1 protein-coding gene is annotated in these 1,544 nt (G+C 42.7%); it reads right to left on the bottom strand.

What is annotated here, in order from left to right:
* Positions 1-36: 36 nt before the first annotated feature.
* Positions 37-1,470 carry an IS1182 family transposase gene (locus CS060_RS13930; RefSeq protein ID WP_099669065.1) on the bottom strand — a complete coding sequence of 478 codons (1,434 nt, stop codon included), beginning with the start codon at positions 1,468-1,470 and terminating at the stop codon, positions 37-39.
* Positions 1,471-1,544: the final 74 nt, after the last annotated feature.

The following is a 1,544-nucleotide window of genomic DNA, read 5'->3' on the forward strand; positions in this document are numbered from 1 at the left end:
CAGACTGTTGACAAAATGGTTGGAAGACACCCGTCTTCAAACCATTTTGTTCCATTTTAACATTTGTCTCCCTTGATGAACCGACGAAAATAACGACATACATAAGTGAAAAAGAGGAGAGATGCCCATTCTCCATAGGCAGTTTGCTAATTTCTTTAAATTCATCGCAGCACAAACAAGCATCGCCTGCATCTGGTTTCTTTCCAATCCACGGTAATTTGTCCAGCGCAGACCATGCTTCTCTTTCAAATCTGCAAAACTTCGTTCGATTGTCTCTTTTCTTCGTTCATACAACTCCCGATGCTCCGGCACATATCGTAAGTGCTCGGCTTCTTCGTAGTAATCTTGCCAAACATGGCGTGTAACCACTTTTGTATGGCTCTTGCTTCCCGTGCATTTTTCTAAATAAGGACACGTCTTGCACACAGATGGATTTGATTTATATTCTCGATAGCCTTCTCGGTTCGTTGTGGAATACGACAACACTTGGTTATTTGGACAAAGGTAACAGTCAAAATGTTCGTCATATGCAAATTCAGATTTCCGAAAGAACCCTTCTTTCGTCTTTGGACGCGTATATGGCCAAATTGGATGGATCTCTTGTTCTAATAGGTATTTCGCAATGGCTGGTGTCTTGTATCCTGCATCGATGCACACGTCTTTTGGGCGCTGCTTCACTTCCTGTTTGACCCGTTCAAACAGTTCAAAAAAGGCTTGACTATCATGCACGTTTGCCGCCGTGACATAGGATTGCAGGATCCAGCCATGGCGATCGCAAGCCGTATGATAAGAGTAAGCAAATACTCGTTCGCGTTCATTTTTCACAAACATCCCACTCTCGGGATCTGTCTTACTGATCTTCACTTCTCGTTTTTTTTTATCTGTTTCTGGCGGTAATGGAGATTTTCCGTGTGCGATGCGGTCTCGTTCAATCTCTTTTTCCAATTCCTCTTGATACGCTTTCGCTTCGACTTCTGCCACTTCGGTGTTGAATTTTCTTTTGTTTGCACTCGCCTTTACATGGGTAGAGTCAACAAATACGACACTTGGATCCACCAGCCCGTGTTGAAAGGCTTCTTCTAGGATTCTTGAAAAAATCTTTTGAAAGACGTCTGTACCTGCAAAACGTCGTGCGTAGTTTTTACTTGGAGTCGAATGATGTGGGACAGGATCATGAAGACTCAACCCTAAAAACCACCGATAGGCCACGTTTGTTCGAATTTGTTCCACCGTTTCACGCATCGAACGAATGCCAAAAATGTAACGGATCAAATACATCTTGAACAACACAACGGGATCAATACTTGGTCGTCCATGATCGGGTGAGTATAGATCTTTGACGATGTCATAAATAAAAGAGAAGTCAATCGCTTTTTCTAGCTTACGCACAAGGTGATCCTCAGGAACAAGGTCATCAATCTTTACCGTTGTTTCCACATGTCTACGATCTTCTTGATGACGTTGAAGCATCCGATTTCCCCCTCCTATAAAAATACCCTTGTACCTATATATTAAAACAGCTTGTCGACTTTGTCGACAAGCTG

It is taken from the genome of Anoxybacillus flavithermus (assembly GCF_002742685.1).
Lineage (GTDB): Bacteria > Bacillota > Bacilli > Bacillales > Anoxybacillaceae > Anoxybacillus > Anoxybacillus flavithermus_E.

What these genes read in the sequence shown, in the direction of transcription:
- CS060_RS13930 (WP_099669065.1), bottom strand. Translation starts at nt 1,470, where the DNA reads ATGCTTCAACGTCATCAAGAAGATCGTAGACATGTGGAAACAACGGTA.